This window comes from Spirosoma daeguense (assembly GCF_054776875.1).
The window spans coordinates 32,636-49,277 of record NZ_BAAHBF010000004.1 but is presented as its reverse complement, the minus strand read 5'-3'; the positions used below and the strand labels follow the sequence as shown (position 1 = coordinate 49,277).

The window sequence follows — 16,642 nt, the reverse complement described above, 5'->3', positions numbered from 1 at the left end:
ATACAACAATGAACACACAGACAAAAATCACAAAAACGCCGAATGGCACGACAAATTCAAATTGGTTTGTCCGCTCGTTGAGCCAACGTGTTACCAGCTACGTTACTGCTTTTTTCTTCGTAATGCTGGTAGTTACAGGCTGTAAAAAGCCAGAAGTTGAGCCACCTGTCGATACGTTAATTGCCAACGCCGGGCCCGATCAGGCGGTTCAGGTTGGTCAGGTTGTTACGGTCGATGGATCGGCTTCGAAAGATGGTCAGAGTAAACCGCTAACGTATCAATGGCTGATTGTTCGGAAACCAACCAAAAGTAACGTAGCACTTACTACGTCGAACACGGCTAAATTAACGTTCACGCCCGATGAAGTTGGTGAATATGAACTGGCGTTAACCGTTTCGAACGGCGTGATTACCCAATCAGACAACGTGCTAATTCTGGCGTCGGTGGCCCAACCTCTGACCATCGACAAAGATATTACAGTGAAAACCGTTCTTGAAGATCGCATTCTCAACCCTGATTTACCGGATTATATTATTCCGAAAAGCATTGCTGTGAAGCATGAGCTAACCATTAACCCCGGCGTTGTGATTGCTTTCGAACGCGATGTTCGCTTCGATATTAACGACCGGGGCGGCCTTCTGATCGCAAAAGGTACCGCCGATAAAAAGATCCGCTTTTTGGGGGTTGCCCGTACAAAAGGGTATTGGACAGGCATCATGCTTTACTCGTCTAGCAACGCGAACGTAATGGAGCATGTTGAGGTGCTTCACGCTGGTAGTCAGGCTCTACTTGATGGTAAAATTACAGGAATGGCTATGTTTAAAGAGAGTCAGATTTCGCTGACCAACACTCGTTTTGCAGAGAATCAGGGCTACGGTCTGCTTGTGGCTGAGGATGCAACGCTACGTGGTTTTGTGGCCAATACGTTTAGTGATAATACGCAGGCGGGCATACTTCTATCGACGGAGAACGTAGTAAAACTGGATGCCGCTTCCGTATTTACAAAAGGAAACGGACGTAACGTAGTAGAAATCATCGGCGATTATATTGGCAGTAAAGAGCAGAAAAACACCGAAACCGTATGGCCTGGTTTTGCTGATAAAACTCCTTATCGATTAATGAAAAGTGTAGCCGTGCGTTCTGGATGGAAACTGAATCCGGGTGTTAGTGTTGAGATGGCACGCGATGTGGCGATCAATATTGATGAATCGGGTTATTTGAATGCCGTTGGAACAGCAACCCAGAAAGTTCGCTTCGTTGGGGCAGAAAATACGAAAGCCTACTGGAAAGGTATTCTGTGTTATTCGGCCAGCCTACAGAATCGAATTGAAAATGGGGAGATACTGAATGCGGGCAGCACAGGCATTGTTGCCGGGAATCGGGCAAATCTGGCCATTTACGGAACCGACAGCCATATGACTGTTACAAAGACCCGAATCAGCGGCAGTGGAGGCTACGGAATTCTGGTTAGTTCCGATGCGGTGCTCAATGCCGACGTAGAAACAGCCAATACGTTCGACGGAAATGCGCAGGCTAATATTAAAACGTACTAACCTCATTATACCCAGCGAAAGAGCAGAGAAAACGCTACGTTGATTGCGCTGAAGGCACGACAGGCACGGTGAACTAATCTTTCACTGTGCTTGTCTTTTTTGTGTATGGCAAAATCATCTGCACACAAATCAGTACCGCCCAACGGCGTAGTTCCTTCGGAGGCTAAAGAGCAGATAAGCTGGCGCGAACGGTTTGCTGCGCTAGGTAATCTGCCTGCGTTTTTTCGACTGGTTTGGGAGGTTTCTCCCGGCCTGTTTCTTGGTAATGCCGCGCTACGTCTGATTCGGGCGGCTATTCCGGCCGCTACACTTTATATAGGTAAATTGATTATCGATCAGGTTGTACTGCTGTCGAAAACCAACGGTCAGGGAGACACGAAGTATTTGTGGTGGCTCGTTGGCGCTGAATTTGGTTTGGCAATTCTTTCGATGGCGCTGGGCCGGGCAGTATCATTAATGGATAGTTTGCTGGGCGATCTGTTTGCCAACCGGACATCCGTTCGACTGATGGAACATGCGGCCTCACTCGATCTGGAACAGTTTGAAGATGCTACGTTCTACGATAAACTTGAACGCGCCCGTCGGCAAACAACGGGCCGAACGGTGTTGTTCTCGGGTGTTTTTGGGCAGGTGCAGGAATTGATTTCGGTTGGTTTTCTGGCGGCTGGGCTGGCCATCTATAACCCGTGGTTGCTAGTACTTATTCTGCTGGCGGTGACTCCTTCGTTTATTGGCGATAATTATTTTAACCAGCGCAGTTATTCACTTTCCCGCTCCTGGACTCCCGAACGACGTGAACTCGACTACCTGCGCTACGTTGGCGCCAGCGATGAAACGGCCAAAGAGGTTAAAATCTTTGGGTTATCCGACTTTCTTATCGACCGATTTCGATCATTGTCGTGGGAATATTTTCGGAAGAACCGTTCGCTGGCTATTAGTCGGGCCAGTTGGGGAACATTGTTGTCGGCGCTGGGTACGGCGGGTTATTATGGCGCGTATGTCTGGATTGTGATGCGGGCGGTTACCGGGCAAATTTCGCTGGGCGATCTTACTTTTCTGGCGGGTTCGTTCCGGCAGGTGCGCGGTTCGCTCGAGGGGATTCTGTTGCAGTTTAGTAGCCTGACACAAGAGGCAATTTATTTGCAGGATCTGTTCGATTATTTTGCGATCAAACCGCTTATTCATTCGCCTGCTACGTCCCGCCCATTCCCTGATGTGATCCGTCAAGGATTTGTATTTGAGAATGTTGGATTTAAATATACCAATTCAGAGCGGTGGGCATTGCGAAACCTTTCCTTTACGTTGCAGGCTGGCGAAAAACTGGCACTGGTAGGGGAGAATGGAGCCGGTAAAACTACACTGGTAAAGTTGCTGGCCCGACTATATGATCCGGCTGAGGGACGCATTCTGCTCGATGGTTATGACCTCCGTGAATATGATCTGATGGAACTACGACGTAACATCGGCGTCATTTTTCAGGATTATACGCGCTTCAAAATGTCGGCGGGCGTGAATATTGCCGTGGGCGATATCGACGAACGTACCAACCAGCCACGTATCGAGACGTCGGCTAAACAGAGTCTGGCCGATACGGTCATTGCCAAACTGTCGGGCGGCTACGATCAGCAATTAGGCCGTTCATTCAATAAAGGCGTTGAACTGTCGGGTGGCGAATGGCAAAAAGTTGCCCTTGCCCGAGCTTATATGCGAAATGCCCAACTTATCATTCTGGACGAACCTACTGCTGCACTAGATGCCCGCGCCGAATATGAAGTGTTCCAGCGGTTTGGGAAACTCACCGAAGGTAAATCATCGGTAATTATTTCGCACCGATTCAGCACCGTGCGTATGGCCGACCGGATTCTGGTTTTGGAAAACGCCGGGCCGTCGGGCGGTACGTTGCTCGAAATCGGATCGCATGACGAGTTGCTGGAAAAAGAAGGTCGTTACGCTGAACTGTTTAATTTACAGGCACGGGGGTATCAATAAGAAAGTTTGTTCGCTCAATTGCTACTACGTTCTTAGTAGCAATTGAGCGAACTTGCCTTATAGGTAAAACAAACTAGACCTATGAAAACGATTTTTACGTTCATATCCTTTCTGGGATTATCCAGTATCGTTATCGCACAAACGCCTACGATTCCATCGGCTGGTATACAGATTAAAACCGCCGTATTAGCAGCTCCGGCGGATAAACGAGATGGGGCTACGGTATATGGTTATTCGGCGAAAAACGAATTCACCGTGCTACGTAAAGGAACCAACGAGCTGGTTTGTCTGGCCGATGATCCGGCACAGAAAGGATTGAACGTATCGTGTTACCATCGCGATTTAGATCCGTTTATGGAACGAGGTCGTATTCTGAAAAAGGAAGGAAAAAAGCCCGCCGAAATTCTGGAAATACGCGAGCAGGAAGCCAAGAGTAAGAAATTAAAGATGCCAACACAGCCTACTACGTTATTTTCTTATTCGGCTAAAGATGAAAACTATAATCCGGAGACTGGTGAAGTAAAGGATGGTTATCTGCGCTACGTAGTGTATATTCCGTATGCAACAGCAGAAAGTACTGGCTTGCCACTGAAACCAGAAGCCCCCGGTATGCCCTGGATTATGGACCCCGGAACCCACCGGGCACATATCATGATTAACCCGCCAGTATCGACAACAGCCCACCATTAAAAGCAGGATTTATTAGTGTTTGCGGATGATTTTTTTGATAAAATCTGCCGCCGGGTAAGTCGTTGGAGCGTTTTGTTGGAAGAGGAGCTATATCTTAGCATTTTTGCGAAAATTCCTCATTCGCACCTGTATGACGAAACGTCTCCTTATCGGGACTCTTTGTTTTTTACCGGCTTTGGCGTTTGCACAACGCCTGACAGGTTATCAACTCAGCAACTATGCGGGTACAAATAGTGTGTACCTGAACCCCTCGTCTATTGCCGATTCGCCCTGGAAAATGTACGCGAATGTGGTCACTGCATCTTTTCAGGCTATGGCGCAGCCGCGTTTGCCATTGGCAACCGTACCCTTTGTTAAGGCAACTCCTCGGCTGGGTGGCGAGTCGCTTGCCTTTAAGCAGGCCGATATACATGGTCCGGCTTTTCTGTTACAGCTTCGCAATAAGCATACGTTCGCAGTAACGACTCGCTACCGGTCTGATTTGAATATGACTGGCGATTATGATCTGGTCAGGTGGTTTCAGGGTGATAAAACACCTTTGCCTAATATGACCCGTTCACTTCGGGTAAGCGCAGATGCCTTCGGCGAAATTGCATTGTCATATGCTGTGCCAGTTGTGAATCGTAGCGGCCATTTTCTTAAAGTTGGCGGTTCTTTCAAATATATTCGTGGCCTCCAAACCGCTTCGCTTTCGGCAGAAGGAGATTTTGTGGCCATGTCTGACCAGATGAATTATACAGTCAGGCAGATGGAAGTTTCGTATTCCGATCTGGTTAGCCTCTCTCGATTGTCGTTTGGGGATGCATTATTAGGAGAAATTCCGGGTGTTGGTACTGGGGTTGATCTGGGATTTACCTATGAATTCAGGCCGCAGCGTAACGTCGTAAAAGACAATGTAGGAGTCCGCAATCCAAAAAATAAATACCGGTTTCGTATCGGCGTGTCATTACTCGATATGGGCAGTATTACATACAAAGAATCCAGTGTATTACGTGTTATGCCTACGGCGAGTTCGTTGCTTCAGGCAAACATTCAGCCCCCCAAAACACCAACCCAGATGCGCGATGCTGTTGCCCGTACGTTGGGTGTGCTACCAGAAGGCGAAGTTGGGGATCTGGAAAAAAAACTTCCACAAACACTCTCTGTACAGCTCGATGCAAACATAGGCGAAGGCTGGTTTTTGGGTGGTACGTGGTGGAAACCAGCCGAGCCAATTGCCGAAGCGCAGCACAAATCTGGGTTGATAACCATTGGGCCACGTTACGAATCGGCTAAGCTCGAATACTCCGCCATGATCAATTATTGGCAGCAGCCGGGTAAGTTATCGATTGGTGGCCATATTCGATACGGTTTCTTAACAATCGGTAGCGATAATCTACTTGGTTTCTTTTCCTATAACGGATTGGCAGCTCACATCTTTGCTGGCGTAGCTGCTCCACTTGGCGAAAAAAAGTCTAAGAAAAATACCGATAGTGACAACGACGGAATACCAGATCGTGATGATTTATGCCCGGACGTAGCTGGTTCTAAACTATTCCAGGGTTGTCCAGATTCAGATAGGGATGGCGTTCAGGATATCGACGATTATTGCTCGACTGAGGCTGGTCTTAAAGAACTTGGGGGATGTCCTTTACAAAACATAACATCAACCGATACGACAGGATTATCTACTGCCGACGTATCACTACTTAGTCAACTACGAACTGGCTGGTTACACGGACTTAAACATAACGTATCGTTGCTGCCTACGTTGCAAACGTATCTGACGGCTAATCCGAAAAGAGTTGTTACGTTAGAATTTTCAGGAGCAGATCAAGCACAATTAGATCGTCTCGTCAGTCTCTTTAAAGAGGAACTGGGAGCCAACGTAGCAAAAGCTGATCGTTTTCGATTTACGACCAACGTAGTAGCCAACCAGCGTGCGGGTTTGAAGCTGGGCCTGATTACAACGCCATAAATCTAACGTAACGTTTCTCTAAGGAATTATGCTTTGGGATGCTCAGGGCCTCGAAACGCGTCTTTTTTAGTAACGGCTTCGAGTTTTACCGGCCTGTTGTTGCGTGCCGACTGATAAATTGCCTCGATTATTTTCTGATCCTGCAATCCTTCTTCGCCGGGCGTATACGGAACTTTATCATTTAGAATACACTCGGAAAAATGATCCATTTCGAGCGCAAACTGATCCTGTTCGGCAATTTTGTGCTGAATGACCTGATTTTCCTTGCCTTCGGCCTGACTGGTTTCTAACGCTAAACCCGTATATGGGAAAGCAGGGTCCATTTTAATCCAGCCTTTATCGGCCAGTACCTTATAGTTCTTATCGTCGTGATGACCGTAACTGGTTGCGCAGGAAGCCTGCACACCACTCGGAAATTTCATAAGCCAGTTCACCTGCTCTTCAACTTCCAGAAAACGCTGATCGCCGGGGGTATTATGAATATAGCCCATAACTTCGGTCGGTTCTTCGCCGAGGAGATAGCGGATGGTATTCAGGCAATAGATACCTACGTCAGGTAACGATCCTCCACCCGATAACGTCTTTTTAAAACGCCAGTGTTGTGGGTTGTCGGAGTTCTGGCCGTTGTTAGCCATAATCGATTTTACCTTACCAAATTTCTCCTGCTGCATCATATCGCGTACTATCCGATGATGCGGTTCGTATTGAATCCGGTAGGCAACCATCAGTTTCTTATTAGCCTGTTTGCAGGCGTCGATCATGGTCTGACATTCCAGCACGGAATTTGCCATAGGCTTCTCACAAAGAATATGTTTACCCGCTTTTGCACCACGAATGGTATATTCCGCATGCATTCCATTGGGAAGTACAATATATATTGCCTGAACCTCCTTATTATCACGGAGTTTATCGTAGTTATCGTAGCTGTAACAACTTTCCTGTTTAATGCCGTATTGAGCCGCTACTTTCTGCATTTTTTCGGGGCTTCCGCTAACTAGTGCTACAACCTTCGATTTTTTGCAGGCACCAAAAGCTGGCAATATCTGGTTTAACGTCAGATGACCAAGTCCGACCAATGCATAACCTATGCGCTGGTCATCAGGTAGTGGAGTAGGGGTTGGTCCTTCCTGCTGTTCGGTTGTGGCCTTGATTTGCTCCAGTTCAATCGGTTTGTCAACATCGGAAGGGACGTTGGCTGGTGGAGACGTAGTAGGCAGTTTCGGAGCCGGGCCGCCGGATGAACTACTTGAGATAGGAGTGGTATTATCGGTGGCTGGTTTTTTCTCGCATGCCGTAAGCGCCGTTGCCATGGCACCTGTTGCTAAACCACGCCCCGCCAGTTGTAAAAAATCGTGACGCGATACGGTAAAGGGCGCGGATGTTTTTGACAAGAGCCCCATAAAATGATCAATCGGTTTCATAACGTAGTTGAGTTTACGTCTGAAACCGATTGATAAAACCGGTTGTTTACCGGAGCTTTGAAAACTATGATAGTGGCAACACTACGTTTACTTGAGTGAGTAATCCGCCGTACAAAAAGCTATTTAATCGGCGAATAATCGGTGGGCTTCATGTAAACCGATTCTACTTTGGTTGTGAGTGAGCCATCTTTCTCCGATGCGGCTTTAGCGGTTACCCAGTCGGGGTCTTTTCGGAAAGCATCGAAATGAGCTTTACCATCGGCTTCGCTCGGGTGCGCCAGAATATACACCAGCTTTGGCTGAGCCGATGGGTCTTTCTCCTGCGTAACCCAATAGCCAATATGCGTCATTCCATGTTTGCTGAATAACTTGATTGTATGATCGCGGAACCGATTGAGCAAATTGGGGAGTTTACCCGGTGCAGGCGTGTAAGTACGTAGTTCAAACGTGCGTTCGGGCGATTCCTTTTTCAAACTGATTTTTGGAGAAATTTCTGATTCGGTCATAAAAATCTGATCCACGTGATCAACAATTTTACCATTGGCTTCCGTTTTTGCTACTACGGCTTTCCACTCAGGATCGCTACCAAAAGCTTTCCACGACGCGTCACGTGCTTCCCGGTTTGGATAGGCCAGAATGTAAATCAATTCTTTATGTGATGTATCGGTAGGCGTCCAGTAGCCAATATTTTCCATACCGTGCTTTTCGAAGATCTTGGTCGTATACTTTCGAAACCGGTCGACAATAGCGGCATAATTGCCGGGTGTTGGGTAGTAAATACGTACTTCGTAAAGTTTTGAATCGGGCTTTTCTGTTGATGAACCGGATGACGTTTTTTTTGCCGGGTCAGATGCGGCCAGAGCGAAAGCGCTACATAACAATCCGAAGGTGAGCAGGGTATACAACTTGCTTGACATGTGATTACGTAGGTGATTAATACTATTCGTGATATAAGAGAAACTGGACATTTTTCTAACCTACGCCAAACTTTCTTTGTCGTTAATTTATATATAACCTGTAGCAGTACCACAGAATCAGAAAGACCAATGGAAGCTTCGTTACCAACTGATTATGTTTACTTTTAACAAAAAAGATTTAATAAATTGTTGATAGGTTTTCAAGTGATTATTTTGTTAAAAGCTACTTATTAAATCTTTTTTATTGTAAAAATGTCTTCATTCCCTATTTTTGTTGGTCACCCATCGTTTTTTTAACTTTATACGATATGCTGAGTCGTGTAGCCAATTCTGTTTACTGGATGCATCGTTACATTGAACGGGCCGATAATTATGCCCGTTTTATGAGTGTAAATTTTAATCTGGCTCTCGATTTGCCACCCAATGTAAATCAACAATGGGAACCTCTACTGACAGCTACAGCTGATAACCAGCGCTTTAATAAGCTGTATAAACAGCCAACCCGTGAGAATGTGATTCAATTTATGACATTCGACAAGCGTAACCCTAACTCAATTGTGTCTTGTTTGAGTTATGCCCGCGAAAATGCGCGTACAATCCGGGAGGTTATCTCGAAGCAAATGTGGGAGCACCTGAATCAGTTTTATATGATGGTACGCGATACGTCGCCATCGGAAGACTGGAGTCAGAGCCAGACACAGGAGTTTTTTATGGAGATTAGAAAAGGTACCCAATTATTTTACGGAATTATTGACGCTACCATCACCCGCAATGAAGCCTGGCACTTTGGTCGATTAGGTCGCTTTTTGGAACGAGCTGATAAAACGTCCCGGTTTCTGGATGTAAAATATTTTACACTGCTGCCCGATGTGAGTGCTGTAGGCACCACCATCGATTTAATGATCTGGTCGGCGGTGTTACGTTCGGTGAGTGCGTATAACATGCATCGTCAGCAGTTTCGGGCGTTAACTCCTTCCAGCATCGTCGACTTTTTGATTTTAAATCGGATGTTTCCAAGGGCGGTTTCGCATTGTATCCGGCAGGCAGAATTATCACTTTACGAAATTTCAGGAAACAATATCACGAACGGGTTTGGGAATTCTGCCGAACGTACGTTGTCTAAACTACGTACTGACATCGAGTTTTCCGAAACCGCCGACATTTTTAAAGTAGGCTTACACCAGTATCTGGATAATTTTCAGACAAGGACAAACGAAGTTGGCGAAGCTATCTTTGAAACCTATTTCGACTTAAAACCGATTGAGGTATAAATCGTTAAGTTCTTAAAATATAAAAAGCGTGAATGGTTCAGTAATAGACCATTCACGCTTTTTATATTTTAAGGTTTCTTTAATAAAATAACGGGAAAGTTAGAGCCAGATAGCCCATACCAGCACGATGACGAAAACGATTATTATCGGCTACTACGTCGCGGTTGACGGCATTCGTCTCGGTCGTTAGCCATTGATATCCTGCTTTAACAGCAATTCGCTGGCTGATATAAACGCGGGCATACACTTCAGTGGCGAGGGTTCCAATGTCATTGTCGCCCAGTAATCGTACATTTAATGTACTGGGTGAGGTTTTTTGAAACGTATTAGTACCCTGAAAATAAGTTGTAGTCGAATCATTTCCCGAAGCACTTTTTATTGCAAACTGTCCAGTCGATGATTTATATCGGCCAATACGCGATTTGCCTAAGGTCAAACCAAGGAGATCGGCACTAGCGCCTAATTGCACAATTCCCAAATTGATTTGTCCGCGAATACCGAAGCTCACCGAAGTCATACTGACGTAGTCGTAACGAATGGTATCGATATTCTTTTCAACCAAAGGGGCACCAAGAGCTGCAAAACCTGTTTTTTCGCGGGTTAGACGAGCGGGTGCTGTATAATAATTTAGATTATCCCCATAAAAGGCACCAACGCGAAAGTTCCAGCCAAGGGCGAACAATTTACGGTTGCCAACATGTAAAAGCTGATAATAGGCGATTGAGGGGTTGTAGTGCTGAGCTGAATACGCCATTCCAACATCATAACCACTACTTAAACGAGCCGCTACAGGCGATTGGGCGAAACTACTGACAGAAACGAGCGTTAATAACGTAACAAGGATTTTCTTCATGCAATCGATTCAGACTTGCGAGCGCGCAAAGATACAAAAAGGGAGCAAAGGAAGAGAAATGATGCCCAAAAGGTAGCCTACGGCCCATTTCTCTTCCGTTACTACGTTATTTCGCTAACTTCAGCACCACAGCACCAAGAGGTGGTACGTTTATCTGAAGCGATTGCGGGCGTCCATGCCAGAACTCTTCCTCACTCTGGATTGATTGAGCATTAATGAAACCGCTTCCGTGAAATTCAGTAGCATCGCTATTAAAGACTTCTGCATAAGAACCGGTTGCCGGAATACCAATACGATAGTTATGTCGTGGAAGTGGCGTCATATTCAGAACAATCAACAACGTATCGTTGGGTTCATTGCCTTTACGGATGTACGTAACGATGCTGTTTTCCCGGTCGGTTGTATCAATCCACTCAAAACCATCGGCCGAGAAGTTACGTTCGTACAAAGCCGGTTCGGTTTTATAAAGTGTGTTCAGTGCTCTCACGCAGGCGGCCATTCCTTTATGAGGACCAAATTCTAGCAGGTGCCAATCGAGACTGGCATCGAATTTCCACTCGGATGTTTGCCCAAATTCACCGCCCATAAATAGCAATTTGGTGCCAGAGTGGGTAAACATATAGGAAAACAACAAGCGAAGATTCGCGAAACGCTGCCATTCATCGCCCGGCATTTTCGAAACCAGCGAATGCTTACCATACACTACCTCATCGTGTGAGAGGGGCAGCATGAAGTTTTCGGTAAAGGCATAGATGGTGCTAAATGTCAATTCATCCTGGTGATATTTCCGGAATGCAGGATCACGCTCGAAATAACGTAACGTATCATTCATCCAGCCCATCATCCATTTTTGGCCAAAACCTAAACCACCCGTATAGACTGGCCGCGATACACCCGGAAATGCGGTAGACTCTTCAGCAATGGTTTGCGTATCAGGGAATTCTCTGTAAATGATTTCGTTCAGTTCCTTGAAAAGAGATATGGCGTCCAGATTTTCGCGACCGCCAAACATATTAGGCTCCCATTCGCCGGCGTTCCGTGAATAATCGAGATATAGCATTGATGCTACAGCATCGACCCGCAATCCGTCGGCATGGCAACGATCTAGCCAGAATAACGCATTACTTAGCAAAAACGAGCGAACTTCAGGACGAGAATAGTTGAACACATAGCTTTTCCAATCGGGATGGTAACCCTTCCGCATATCGGGGTGTTCGTACAGATTTGACCCGTCGAACTCAAACAAACCGTGTGCGTCGCCCGGAAAGTGGGAGGGAACCCAGTCGAGAATAACGCCGATACCTGCCTGATGCAAGCGTTCGACAAGCTGCATAAAATCCTGCGGAGTACCGAATCGGCTGCTTGGCGCATAATATCCCGTAATCTGATACCCCCACGAAGGCGCATACGGATACTGCATCACAGGCATAAACTCTACATGCGTAAAGCCCATATCCGCTACGTATGGAACCAGTGCATCAGCAATTTCACCGTAACTCAGTTCACGTTCTGGATTGCCAGGGTCGCGTCGCCACGACGATAGGTGAACTTCATATACTGAAACGGGGGCATTCAAGGCGTTTTTCGTATGTCGATTGGCCATCCAATCCTGATCCTGCCATTCGTAATACGTATCCCAGACCACCGATGCTGTTTTGGGGGGAACTTCCCAGAAATGAGCGTAAGGATCGCCTTTTTCAAGTTCGCGTCCACCTTCGTGAACAATGAAATATTTATATACTTCACCCCGACCGATATTTGGAATAAACACTTCCCAAATACCCGACGAATCCCAGCGAACGCTCATTGAGTGAGCGCCCCGATCCCAGCCATTGAAGTTACCGATTACAGCTACGTAGCGGGTAGAAGGTGCCCATACAGCAAAATAAGTACCGACCACACCATTATATTCAACCGTGTGTGCGCCGAATTTTTCGTAGAGACGGTAATGTTGCCCCGACCGAAATAGGTGCACATCGAAGTCAGTAAAACGGGTATAGGGATTTTCCTCAACGGGTGATTCTTCAGAAACAGACGGTGATAGTGCCTCATCAGGTTTTGTGGGCGTAGCAGCCACTGATTGCTCTGTTTCGGCTGGAGATATAGGAGTTGGTGTTGTTGTAGTTTTGCGTTTTGCCATAAGTTTGAACGGATAGCGTTCTATTGATGAACTTTCTCGGGGCCGGAAAGTTAGAAAAATTCCTTGCCTATGCGTAAAGATGATTTTTTGATTCCTGATCTTCAACTGGTAGTATACCGGCTCAGAATCATTTAAGAGCATTGATTCTGACATATAATAGTTTTCTATATAAACGTAGCTATTACTACGTTGCTATAGCTCAGTTGGAATACGAGCGCAATAATGCACTTATTTTAAGATAAAAAATTCTTCGATATAAAATAAAATATACGTACAAACCGCGCCTTTCGCTATATCCAGCACTACGTGAGTATAAATAGAATGTGGTATTTATTACATAAAAAAAGCCAGATCAACGAAGTCGATCTGGCTAAGAGAAGTGATTGGTCGGATTAGTTTTTTATCGCTACGGCTTCAATAGTTCGTTCGGGTTTCTGGGTAGAAAGTGTAATGGTCTGATTAGTAGTATCGACACCGTTTGTAATCTCTAATTGATAAACACCATCGGGCAATTCCTTCAAATCCAGACGGCTACGGAAAATTTGTTCGTTTTTATTCATACGTTCACTATAAAGTATCTTACCATCAGCGTTTTTCAGCATAATGTCGACATAACCACCTTTTTCTTTATCAAGAGCAATTGACAATTTACCAGCGGTGGTTGTGTATATACCGGTCTTAAACGTAACGGCTTTATCTGAACGTTTACCGGGGTCGCTTTCAGCGAACGTAGCAGCAGATGTAACAAAGCCTAAAGTCAGAGCAAGAGCGAGGGTTTTAATAAGCGATTTCATAGTAGTATGTTGTTTGGTTGTTCGTCTAAGCAGGTCGGGTTTATCCCGATTGGTGAAACAAAGATATAGGCGTTGGATGGTACTATGTAATGCAAACTACTGGAGCGGTTTATAGAAATGATGAACGGTTTGAAGAGGATGGATATGATAAGTTTTAAGCTATCAAACACTAGAATAAGCGTATGTTTACACTAGTGAGATAATCAATATGAGGCATTTTAAGCGGCTAAGGATGACAGACAAAGCACTGGCAAAATGAAAAAGCTGAAATACTCCGATGTAAAATAGTTTAAATTAGACCTCAAAAGCATTGATGAACGCATCAATACAGAATACAGCTCTGACGCTGATATCTACATAGTGAAATTGACTTATGACTGCTGAATCAACACCTACTACTTTATATACAACCCCTGCTTTATTTACGCAATTCCCGAATTTGATTGCTGCTGAGAGCACCCGTCATGGAGGAGTTAGTGGGGCTCCATTCAATTCGCTTAATCTGGGCATCAATACTGATGATGAGCCTGATAACGTGAATGAGAACCGTCGGCGTTTTTTTGCGGCTATTGGTGCTGGCACGAATAACTTTGCATCTTCGTATCAGATACACGGTACGGAAATTCTATATGCTACAGAATCAGGTCGATATGAAGGATATGATGCACTAATTACGAATCGCCCGAATCTACTTCTAGGCGTAACCGTTGCTGATTGTACACCCATTCTGATTTATGACCGCGCTAATCAGGCTGTTGCGGCTATTCATGCCGGCTGGCGTGGAACGGCTGGACGTATCGTATCGAAAACCTTGCTATTTATGCAAGAACAATTCGAAACAAAGGCTAAAGATTGTTACGCTTATGTGGGCACCTGTATCGATGAGTGTTCTTTTGAAGTAGGCTCAGAAGTGGCTGAACAGTTTGACGCTACGTTCAGGCGGGACGATGAGCAAACTGGTAAGAGCTGTATTGATCTGAAAAGAGCCAATGCGTTTCTATTGATGCAATTCGGGATTCCTGAATCACAGATTAGCCTATCACCATTCTCAACTGTTCTTCATAATCAGGACTATTTTTCGTACCGTGTCGAAAATGGCCAGACTGGACGTATGCTGACTGTAATTGGCCTTAAATAATAAACAAAATAGTTGGCAGGTCGTTATATATCTGTTTTTAAAAATTGTTAACTCAACGAAAAATAATCATGGGAATCTTAGTATCAATTCTGGTAGGTGCCGTAGCCGGTTGGCTGGCTGACTTAGTATTTAAACGGTTTTCATTCTCACTTTTCGCCGAAATTCTACTGGGTATCGCTGGTGGTTTTGTAGGCGGCTGGATTTTCGGCCGTGATGGTGGTGTAATCGATCAAATTCTGACGGCTTTTGTAGGGGCTGTTATTATTCTTGGTATTGCTGCGCTCATAAAGGGACGTAGCAGAGCTGCATAATCTTAATATTCTGAATCGGGATTTAAGGGAATAAGGCTTAAAACAAATTTTGCCCGTTTAACTTTCGATGAAAGTTAAACGGGCAAAATTTGTTTTAAGCCAGCCTGTCGAACCGCTAGTGCGGTTGGTTTTATTTCAATATCTGCCTCGAAATCACTAGTTTCTGGATTTCGCTGGTTCCCTCACCGATTGTACAAAGTTTGGCGTCGCGATAAAATTTTTCGACCGGAAAATCTTTCGTATAGCCGTAACCACCGAAAATCTGCACCGCTTCATTAGCTACCCGAACCGCCGTTTCTGAGGCAAATAATTTAGCCATAGCCGCCTGTTTGGTAACAGGTTTTCCCAAGTCTTTATAGTCTGCCGCCTGATACGTTAATAACCGAGCCGCTTCAATATCCGTAGCCATATCGGCTAGTTTGAAGCTGATACCCTGGAACGTAGCAATCGGTTTGCCAAACTGCTCACGTTCTTTGGCATACGCCAGAGCTGCATCGTAAGCACCATAAGCAATGCCAAGACTTAGGGCAGCAATCGAAATTCGGCCGCCATCGAGCACTTTCAGAGATTGAATAAATCCATCACCTACCTCGCCTAATCGCTGACTATCAGGAATACGACAATCCTGAAACAACATTTCCGCCGTTTCTGATGCACGCATACCGAGTTTATCTTCTTTACGTCCTCCCGAAAATCCTGGAGTGCTACGTTCAACTATAAACGCGGTAGCATTGTGTGGTGTATTAGGCTCGCCAGTACGGGCAATCACAACGGCAACATCACTGCTTTTGCCATGTGTAATAAAATTCTTTGCCCCGTTCAATACCCAATCATTGCCGTCCCGAACAGCCGTTGTGCGCATATTACCCGCGTCCGAACCTGTATTGGGTTCCGTTAATCCCCAAGCTCCAAGCCACTCGCCAGTAGCCAAACGTGGTAAATACGTTTGTTTCTGATGTTCGTTACCAAAAAGTAGTATGTGGTTTGTACACAAGGAATTATGGGCTGCCATCGACAGGCCAACAGCGCCATCAACACGCGAAAGCTCTACAATCGCTGTTACGTATTCGGCATATCCCAGACCTGCACCGTTATACTCTACAGGCACTAACATACCCATTAATCCCTGCTCGCCCAGCTGGCGGAATAAATCATGGGGAAAATGCTGTGTTTCGTCCCATTGGCGGCAGTATGGACGGATAAGACGTTCACTTAAGTCGCGTACCGAATGGGCTATTAATTCTTGATTTTCTACAATTTCGTTTGTCATAAAGTGATAAAGTTGGCTGTCTTTTTCGCGAATGATTTATGAATAATATCGGAAAATTATAAACGAATAACAACTCTGTTTTAGGGTCTGATTTATCAATACGCTCAATTGTAATTAGGTGAATAAATGCCTGATTAAATGCGCAGATAGGCAACATTAAACACTCTTGATTTACAATTATTTAAAAACGGTATTGTGACCGCTAATTAATATATACGTCTGTATGACATATATTGTTTAAAGGGAGTGGGTAGCCGATCAATCAGTAATTGACAGACTCTATGCTCGCCTATTGAAAAACTCCTATTTTTGTGACAGTAGACGTAGTAACCAGTCTA

The 16,642-nt window shown here is 45.3% G+C and carries 13 protein-coding genes; 7 read left to right on the top strand and 6 right to left on the bottom strand.

Features of this window, described 5'->3' with window-relative positions; genetic code table 11:
- Window positions 1–8 precede the first annotated feature (8 nt).
- The 4 genes from ACYVD4_RS13195 to ACYVD4_RS13180 all read left to right on the top strand — a co-directional run bounded on the left by ACYVD4_RS13195 (window position 9) and on the right by ACYVD4_RS13180 (window position 6,189).
- On the top strand, window positions 9–1,553 hold the full coding sequence (locus ACYVD4_RS13195; protein WP_460946303.1) for a PKD domain-containing protein: 1,545 nt from the start codon (window positions 9–11) through the stop codon (window positions 1,551–1,553).
- Between the two features lie 105 nt (window positions 1,554–1,658).
- On the top strand, window positions 1,659–3,542 hold the full coding sequence (locus ACYVD4_RS13190) for an ABC transporter ATP-binding protein (RefSeq protein ID WP_460946301.1): 1,884 nt from the start codon (window positions 1,659–1,661) through the stop codon (window positions 3,540–3,542).
- 81 nt (window positions 3,543–3,623) lie between these two features.
- Window positions 3,624–4,232: a hypothetical protein gene (locus ACYVD4_RS13185; protein WP_460946299.1), complete on the top strand. Its 609-nt coding sequence runs from the start codon at window positions 3,624–3,626 to the stop codon at window positions 4,230–4,232.
- Window positions 4,233–4,362: 130 nt separating this feature from the next.
- Complete coding sequence (locus ACYVD4_RS13180) at window positions 4,363–6,189, top strand: DUF5723 family protein (protein WP_460946298.1); 1,827 nt, start codon at window positions 4,363–4,365, stop codon at window positions 6,187–6,189.
- Window positions 6,190–6,215: 26 nt separating this feature from the next.
- Here the strand turns inward: ACYVD4_RS13180 and ACYVD4_RS13175 are convergent, their stop codons facing one another.
- Window positions 6,216–7,610, bottom strand: coding sequence for a Gfo/Idh/MocA family protein (locus tag ACYVD4_RS13175; RefSeq protein ID WP_460946296.1), 1,395 nt, complete (start codon window positions 7,608–7,610; stop codon window positions 6,216–6,218).
- A gap of 119 nt (window positions 7,611–7,729) precedes the next feature.
- Window positions 7,730–8,527 (bottom strand): NIPSNAP family protein, encoded by a 798-nt coding sequence (locus ACYVD4_RS13170; RefSeq protein ID WP_460946294.1) that lies wholly within the window; start codon window positions 8,525–8,527, stop codon window positions 7,730–7,732.
- A gap of 308 nt (window positions 8,528–8,835) precedes the next feature.
- Between ACYVD4_RS13170 and ACYVD4_RS13165 the strand changes: the two genes are divergently transcribed.
- Window positions 8,836–9,798: an alpha-E domain-containing protein gene (locus ACYVD4_RS13165; RefSeq protein ID WP_460946292.1), complete on the top strand. Its 963-nt coding sequence runs from the start codon at window positions 8,836–8,838 to the stop codon at window positions 9,796–9,798.
- Between the two features lie 79 nt (window positions 9,799–9,877).
- Here the strand turns inward: ACYVD4_RS13165 and ACYVD4_RS13160 are convergent, their stop codons facing one another.
- From ACYVD4_RS13160 to ACYVD4_RS13150, 3 genes are all read right to left on the bottom strand, one after another.
- A complete protein-coding gene (locus ACYVD4_RS13160) occupies window positions 9,878–10,651 on the bottom strand; it encodes a hypothetical protein (protein ID WP_460946290.1) in 774 nt (257 codons plus the stop codon).
- Between the two features lie 106 nt (window positions 10,652–10,757).
- Window positions 10,758–12,791, bottom strand: a complete 2,034-nt coding sequence (gene glgB / locus ACYVD4_RS13155) for a 1,4-alpha-glucan branching protein GlgB (protein WP_460946288.1) — start codon at window positions 12,789–12,791, stop codon at window positions 10,758–10,760.
- A 392-nt stretch (window positions 12,792–13,183) separates the two neighbouring features.
- On the bottom strand, window positions 13,184–13,585 hold the full coding sequence (locus ACYVD4_RS13150; protein ID WP_460946286.1) for a hypothetical protein: 402 nt from the start codon (window positions 13,583–13,585) through the stop codon (window positions 13,184–13,186).
- Window positions 13,586–13,958: 373 nt separating this feature from the next.
- Here ACYVD4_RS13150 and pgeF point away from each other — a divergent pair, with 373 nt between their 5' ends.
- Together pgeF and ACYVD4_RS13140 are read left to right on the top strand one after the other, a co-directional pair.
- Window positions 13,959–14,723 carry a peptidoglycan editing factor PgeF gene (gene pgeF, locus ACYVD4_RS13145; RefSeq protein ID WP_460946284.1) on the top strand — a complete coding sequence of 255 codons (765 nt, stop codon included), beginning with the start codon at window positions 13,959–13,961 and terminating at the stop codon, window positions 14,721–14,723.
- Window positions 14,724–14,791: 68 nt separating this feature from the next.
- Window positions 14,792–15,034: a GlsB/YeaQ/YmgE family stress response membrane protein gene (locus tag ACYVD4_RS13140; protein ID WP_460946282.1), complete on the top strand. Its 243-nt coding sequence runs from the start codon at window positions 14,792–14,794 to the stop codon at window positions 15,032–15,034.
- 130 nt (window positions 15,035–15,164) lie between these two features.
- Here ACYVD4_RS13140 and ACYVD4_RS13135 read toward each other — a convergent pair whose 3' ends face one another.
- Entirely contained in the window at window positions 15,165–16,304 is a 1,140-nt protein-coding gene (locus ACYVD4_RS13135; RefSeq protein ID WP_460946280.1) for an acyl-CoA dehydrogenase, read from the bottom strand.
- Window positions 16,305–16,642 lie beyond the last annotated feature (338 nt).

Coding starts and splice junctions, on each gene's coding strand:
- ACYVD4_RS13195 (WP_460946303.1), top strand. CDS start 9: ATGAACACACAGACAAAAATCACAAAAACGCCGAATGGCACGACAAAT.
- ACYVD4_RS13190 (WP_460946301.1), top strand. CDS start 1,659: ATGGCAAAATCATCTGCACACAAATCAGTACCGCCCAACGGCGTAGTT.
- ACYVD4_RS13185 (WP_460946299.1), top strand. CDS start 3,624: ATGAAAACGATTTTTACGTTCATATCCTTTCTGGGATTATCCAGTATC.
- ACYVD4_RS13180 (WP_460946298.1), top strand. CDS start 4,363: ATGACGAAACGTCTCCTTATCGGGACTCTTTGTTTTTTACCGGCTTTG.
- ACYVD4_RS13175 (WP_460946296.1), bottom strand. CDS start 7,610: ATGAAACCGATTGATCATTTTATGGGGCTCTTGTCAAAAACATCCGCG.
- ACYVD4_RS13170 (WP_460946294.1), bottom strand. CDS start 8,527: ATGTCAAGCAAGTTGTATACCCTGCTCACCTTCGGATTGTTATGTAGC.
- ACYVD4_RS13165 (WP_460946292.1), top strand. CDS start 8,836: ATGCTGAGTCGTGTAGCCAATTCTGTTTACTGGATGCATCGTTACATT.
- ACYVD4_RS13160 (WP_460946290.1), bottom strand. CDS start 10,651: ATGAAGAAAATCCTTGTTACGTTATTAACGCTCGTTTCTGTCAGTAGT.
- glgB (WP_460946288.1), bottom strand. CDS start 12,791: ATGGCAAAACGCAAAACTACAACAACACCAACTCCTATATCTCCAGCC.
- ACYVD4_RS13150 (WP_460946286.1), bottom strand. CDS start 13,585: ATGAAATCGCTTATTAAAACCCTCGCTCTTGCTCTGACTTTAGGCTTT.
- pgeF (WP_460946284.1), top strand. CDS start 13,959: ATGACTGCTGAATCAACACCTACTACTTTATATACAACCCCTGCTTTA.
- ACYVD4_RS13140 (WP_460946282.1), top strand. CDS start 14,792: ATGGGAATCTTAGTATCAATTCTGGTAGGTGCCGTAGCCGGTTGGCTG.
- ACYVD4_RS13135 (WP_460946280.1), bottom strand. CDS start 16,304: ATGACAAACGAAATTGTAGAAAATCAAGAATTAATAGCCCATTCGGTA.